Source organism: Parapedobacter sp. GCM10030251 (assembly GCF_042666505.1).
Lineage (GTDB): Bacteria > Bacteroidota > Bacteroidia > Sphingobacteriales > Sphingobacteriaceae > Parapedobacter.
Map to the genome: position 1 here is coordinate 1 of NZ_JBHTDN010000028.1, position 4890 is coordinate 4890.

Annotated in this window: 8 protein-coding genes; 2 read left to right on the top strand and 6 right to left on the bottom strand. The window is 38.5% G+C overall.

Annotated features, from left to right (window positions below; all coding sequences use genetic code 11):
- Both ACFQRK_RS23765 and ACFQRK_RS23770 read left to right on the top strand, forming a co-directional pair.
- Positions 1–109, top strand: a 109-nt coding sequence (locus ACFQRK_RS23765; RefSeq protein WP_379010636.1) for an ATP-binding protein, incomplete at its 5' end; no start/stop codon positions are given.
- 274 nt (positions 110–383) lie between these two features.
- Complete coding sequence (locus ACFQRK_RS23770) at positions 384–833, top strand: response regulator transcription factor (protein ID WP_379010908.1); 450 nt, start codon at positions 384–386, stop codon at positions 831–833.
- An 8-nt stretch (positions 834–841) separates the two neighbouring features.
- Here ACFQRK_RS23770 and arsB read toward each other — a convergent pair whose 3' ends face one another.
- The 6 genes from arsB to ACFQRK_RS23800 all read right to left on the bottom strand — a co-directional run bounded on the left by arsB (position 842) and on the right by ACFQRK_RS23800 (position 4567).
- The gene (gene arsB / locus ACFQRK_RS23775) at positions 842–1873 is read right to left on the bottom strand and encodes an ACR3 family arsenite efflux transporter (RefSeq protein WP_379010910.1); all 1032 of its coding nucleotides are present in this window, start codon (positions 1871–1873) and stop codon (positions 842–844) included.
- A 3-nt stretch (positions 1874–1876) separates the two neighbouring features.
- On the bottom strand, positions 1877–2491 hold the full coding sequence (locus ACFQRK_RS23780; protein ID WP_379010911.1) for a low molecular weight phosphatase family protein: 615 nt from the start codon (positions 2489–2491) through the stop codon (positions 1877–1879).
- A gap of 19 nt (positions 2492–2510) precedes the next feature.
- A complete protein-coding gene (locus ACFQRK_RS23785; protein ID WP_379010912.1) occupies positions 2511–2975 on the bottom strand; it encodes a DUF6428 family protein in 465 nt (154 codons plus the stop codon).
- Between the two features lie 69 nt (positions 2976–3044).
- Positions 3045–3377 (bottom strand): ArsR/SmtB family transcription factor, encoded by a 333-nt coding sequence (locus ACFQRK_RS23790; protein ID WP_379010913.1) that lies wholly within the window; start codon positions 3375–3377, stop codon positions 3045–3047.
- Between the two features lie 194 nt (positions 3378–3571).
- A complete protein-coding gene (locus ACFQRK_RS23795) occupies positions 3572–4093 on the bottom strand; it encodes a GNAT family N-acetyltransferase (RefSeq protein ID WP_379010914.1) in 522 nt (173 codons plus the stop codon).
- A gap of 9 nt (positions 4094–4102) precedes the next feature.
- Positions 4103–4567 (bottom strand): GNAT family N-acetyltransferase, encoded by a 465-nt coding sequence (locus ACFQRK_RS23800; protein ID WP_379010916.1) that lies wholly within the window; start codon positions 4565–4567, stop codon positions 4103–4105.
- Between the last annotated feature and the right edge of the window lie 323 nt (positions 4568–4890).

A 4890-nucleotide genomic window follows, 5' to 3' on the forward strand; every position in this document is an offset into this window, starting at 1 on the left:
CTTTATCGATGAGCCTACACTGGCCGACGCGATAATGGACAGATTGACAGCTTCGGCACATAGGCTGCCCCTGCAGGGCAAGTCTATGAGGAAGAAAAAAAATCTTTAACTTTGAAAACCCAGTGGCACAGCTGCACAGATTATTGGCCTCTTCACTGGTGTACTTTCATCCGGAACGGGTGGTGTACTTTCCCCGGAATATTCACTCGACATTTAAAACTGGTAATTTTAAACAATTCTCCGAGACAAATAAGTAAGAACGCTCACGTTATGGCGTGGGCGCTCGCTTATTCGGAGAGAGGCGTACCAGTGCCTTAATGTCGGTAAGTGTAGTTGCCTGCGCTTTTTTATTGCAGGCTTCGCTACTTTTAAAAACAGATATTATGGATACTGGAAAAGAAAACAAAAGCAAAGTCTGTGTAGCGGTCATAGATAGCCATGCACAGCTTCGGGAGATGCCCGTAAAACAACTTGAAAGCTCCGGCTACATAGTGCAATTTCAAGTGGACAATGGAAAAAAAGCACTTGAAAAAATAAAAGAGGGTGTCAAGTTGCCGGATGTCTGTCTCATTGAGGAAGACTTTGCCACGGCTAAACTTTTGCTTGAAAAGCATCCCGATTTGAAAGTATTATTTTCCAGTACGAACGATAATGAGGAAAGCGTAACGGATATGCTAAAAACAGGTGTATCGGGCTATATATTGAAATTCGCTGACCCCGATGAAATGCTGACAGCCGTTAAAGCATTGAGCGAAAACAAAAAATATTTCAGTGTGGGGATTAGCCGAATAGCAACGGAATATTTTCATGGAAATACCGGAGAGCATTATTGATATAATTCCTAATCATAATATTTCTTCTTTAGCCACAAACTTGCTTTTACCAACAGTATCAGTATAGGCACTTCTACAAGTGGGCCGATAACGCCCACAAATGCCTGTGGTGAATGGATGCCGAATACAGCAATGGAGACGGCTATTGCCAATTCAAAATTATTCCCTGTGGCTGTAAAGGCGATGGATGCGTTTTTGTCGTAAGGAACATTCAACGATTTGTTGATAAAGAAGCTCACGAAAAACATCAGCACAAAATAGATGATTAACGGCACAGCTATTTTTACCACATCCATTGGCAATTCCAATATCTTATCGCCTTTCAAACTGAACATCAAGACAATGGTAAACAATAATGCGTACAATGTAATAGGCGATATTCTGGGTACGAATTTGCGGTTATACCATTCTATACCTTTTGATTTTACCAATGCGTATCGACTTATAAAACCTGCGAAAAAAGGAATACCCAAATAAATCAACACGCTTTCGGTTACATCTTTCATTGATACGCTTACGTTGAAATTGGCTAAGCCTAATTTATTCGGCAATACGTTGATGAACAGCCAAACAAAGAAGCTGTACGTTATTATCTGAAAGATACTATTCAGTGCTACCAATAATGCCGTATATTCCCTGTTCCCTTTTGCCAAGTCACTCCATACGATGACCATTGCGATACATCTTGCTAAGCCAATCAGTATCAGACCCGTCATATAATCCGGTTCGTTCCGTAAGAACAGAACGGCTAAACCGAACATCAGTACCGTACCGATAACCCAATTCAGCAATAAGGATATGCCGATTACTTTGGTGTCTTTAAGAGCTTTGGGCAACAATGAATAATCCACCTTAGCCAATGGTGGGTACATCATCAATATAAGCCCTATCGCCAACGGGATATTGGTCGTGCCTACGGATAGGGCATCGGTAGCATTGGAAATGTTCGGAAAGAAATATCCCAAGCCTACGCCTGTCGCCATCGCGAGGAATATCCATAAGGTAAGGTAACGGTCAAGGAATTTTAGTTTGGGTTGCATCGGCTAACTCTTAATCATTGAAAAAACATACAACATTTCTGTTGCTATCTGCAAACTCCTTTCAGCATATATCTGTGGCTGTTCGGATGTACCGTCTGAAATTTTAGGGTCTTCAAATGTGATGGGTATTCTCTTTTCCGCTCCGGCGATGAACGGGCATTCGCCGTCTGCCTGCGAACAGGTCATAATGGCGACAAATGCCGATGCAGGGTTGAAAGGGCTATCATATTTTTTGGAAAACCCGATGATTGGCAACGCATTATCTCCATATTTTATGGCATATACAGGATTATCGGTTTCCACAATCTTGAAAATAATAAAATCTTGATTGGTCAATGTTTCTGCCACTTTCGGAAATAGTGCTGTTTCCTCCGTACCGCCCGAATAACAATGTACGTTCGGGATATTGAAATACGCACTTGCAACCTGCGCCCATACCTGTGCTAAATGGCTTCTACGTGAATTATGGGTACAGATAAAATTGAGGTCTATATCCGCACCGCTATTTGCTTTCTGTTGTACATAATCTATCAGCGGTTGCAGTATCCTTTTGCGTTCCTCGCTTACGTTTTGGGCATCAATAATCCCCTTTATGGTTTCGGCTAAATTCTTATACATTGCGATTGGTCTTTAGTGTTTAGCAACATCCCGAATTAGGTGTACAGCAAGTGCTGTTCAGCTCCGATAATTTTACTTTTTGTTTCTCCGCAGGAATACCGCAGGCATCACTTGCCAAGCAAGCGGTCTGTTTGTTCTTTAGGATGAAATGCTGACCGTCAAAATCCAAGTCAAATTTGCCAATCGTTTCACTTTGATATTCTACCTCTATTTCGGCATCTTCAATACCCAATTTTTCTTCGGATAGCTTGATAATGTTCAATAGTTTGGTCGGCTTTAATCTGTGGTTGTAGTCGTTGGCATCCCACAGTTGGAAGTTTACCGCTTTCTCTGTACGGATTACACCACCGCAGTCAATAAAATGTTTGGTAATCTGTCCTATTTCCGTAACATGGAAATGTTCGGGAACAAAAGTTCCGTTCTCTAATTGGAATTCAACATTGTCCAATGTTGGCAGGATTTCTTTGATTTTTGATAGTTTCATAACAGTACGATTTGAAAATTTACATTAAACTACATATTGCAATATTACGATAATAAGAGTTAAAAAATATTATGAACAGCAACTTGTTATTTTTACCTCTTGATTGAAAAACACATTAAATTCCTCTTGAATTTGTTTCCAAAGTTTCTCATCAATACAATAGCATACAGATTTGCCCTCGATTGTTCCTTGAATGATACCAATGTTCTTTAGTTCTTTTAAGTGCTGTGAAATGGTTGCCTGTGCCAATCCCAATTCATCGACCAAATCATTACAGATACAGGCTTTCTGGTTGATGATATATTGTAGAATGGCAACCCGTGCAGGATGTCCTAAAACCTTGAACAAAGAAGCCAATCTGTTCTGTTCGTCCGTAAATATTTCTGATTTCGTAAGCCCCATTATTCTTTTATTTACATCGCAATATTACGATAATAATTTTGAACTTAGAAAAAATTCAGTGATTTTTTTAAAAGCAATCATAAACTTAGGTTTCTTTGCTACTTTCTTTTCCGTCTCAACTCACGAAAGAAAGTAGTCTATCCCGAATGCAATAAATGGAATAATAATTACATGTTATCCCATTCTCTTTCAGTTTATTTTAATTTTAGTTTCATCATTATATCGGTCTGCTGGTCATCGCCCAATTTGAAAATATGTTTATCAAACTCAACAAAACCGTTTTTCTTGTAGAAACTAATCGCTCTGGGGTTTTCTTCCCAAACGCCTAACCAAACGTAGTCGACATTCTTCTGTTTAGCGATGTTTATAGCTTTCTCATAAAGCACCTGCCCAACTTTTTTACCATGAAATTCTTTTAAAACATAAATACGTTCAATTTCGAGTGCCTTGTCATCCTGTAATTCTGTTTGTGATTGTCCGAAGTTGAGTTTCAGATAACCGATTACATTATTGTCAAGTGTTGCAAAATAAAATTCAGCATTTTTATCATTCAATTCAGCCGTCAATTTTTCTATGGAAAATCCCTCGTTTAAATAATTAGTCATATTTTCTTCGGTATTTCCTGCCGAAAAGGTTTCATGAAATGTCTGACTGCCTATTTTTTGCAGTTCCTCAATATGGTTTAATGTTACTTGCTTGATTTCTATTTGTTCCATTGCGTTTGTTTATAAATTCAATTCAAAATTCAGCCAATCTCTGTTTTCTTTTGCCCCTAATCTCTCATAAAATTTTATCCCTGCTTCGTTCCACGGGGCAACTGTCCATTTTATCTGTTTGCAGTTATTGAGTTCGGCTTCTTTTTTCAAAGTGTTCATCAACTGTTCGCCAATTTTCTGCCCTCGATAATTTTCATCCACATAAAGCTCTTTCATATAAATTGCGGGTCTGTTTTGGGCGGTATAAGGGAGAAAATAATACACTAATATCCCTGCAATTTTATCCTCGTCTTCTGCCACAATACAATAAAAATCGGGTGGATTTTTACGAAAACCTCTCTCCCTAACAATTTGTGGGGTAATTGAAAAAACAGCAATATACTCTTCAAAAATTGCCAATTCTTTCATTAGAACCCAAATTTTTTCGCTGTCTGCTTCAACTGCTTTACGGATTTTTATTATTGTATCAGCCATATACTTTTGTCTTTTTTAAGTAAAGGTCGGAATTTAGATTGAGGAAGAATTTTACAAATGATAAAAAACATTTATGTCTGAAAAATTCTCCATAAATACTGGCAACCTATTTGAAAAATGCAGGTAAGGAACGGTGGAGTGGAAGCATTTAACAAAGGGGTTGTTCCGCTTTCCGCAAAAAAGACTGTTCCGAGCTGGTGTAAGCGGTAATTAAAAGTGCAGCGTTTTTGGCAATCAGGAATACATAGTTTTCGGCAACAAAGAGTGCATAACAATGGCAACAATAAGTGCAGAACGTTTGCAAATGTATATCAGTCGTTTTG

What these genes read in the sequence shown, in the direction of transcription:
- ACFQRK_RS23770 (WP_379010908.1), top strand. Translation starts at nt 384, where the DNA reads ATGGATACTGGAAAAGAAAACAAAAGCAAAGTCTGTGTAGCGGTCATA.
- ACFQRK_RS23780 (WP_379010911.1), bottom strand. Translation starts at nt 2,491, where the DNA reads ATGTATAAGAATTTAGCCGAAACCATAAAGGGGATTATTGATGCCCAA.
- ACFQRK_RS23790 (WP_379010913.1), bottom strand. Translation starts at nt 3,377, where the DNA reads ATGGGGCTTACGAAATCAGAAATATTTACGGACGAACAGAACAGATTG.
- ACFQRK_RS23800 (WP_379010916.1), bottom strand. Translation starts at nt 4,567, where the DNA reads ATGGCTGATACAATAATAAAAATCCGTAAAGCAGTTGAAGCAGACAGC.
- arsB (WP_379010910.1), bottom strand. Translation starts at nt 1,873, where the DNA reads ATGCAACCCAAACTAAAATTCCTTGACCGTTACCTTACCTTATGGATA.
- ACFQRK_RS23795 (WP_379010914.1), bottom strand. Translation starts at nt 4,093, where the DNA reads ATGGAACAAATAGAAATCAAGCAAGTAACATTAAACCATATTGAGGAA.
- ACFQRK_RS23785 (WP_379010912.1), bottom strand. Translation starts at nt 2,975, where the DNA reads ATGAAACTATCAAAAATCAAAGAAATCCTGCCAACATTGGACAATGTT.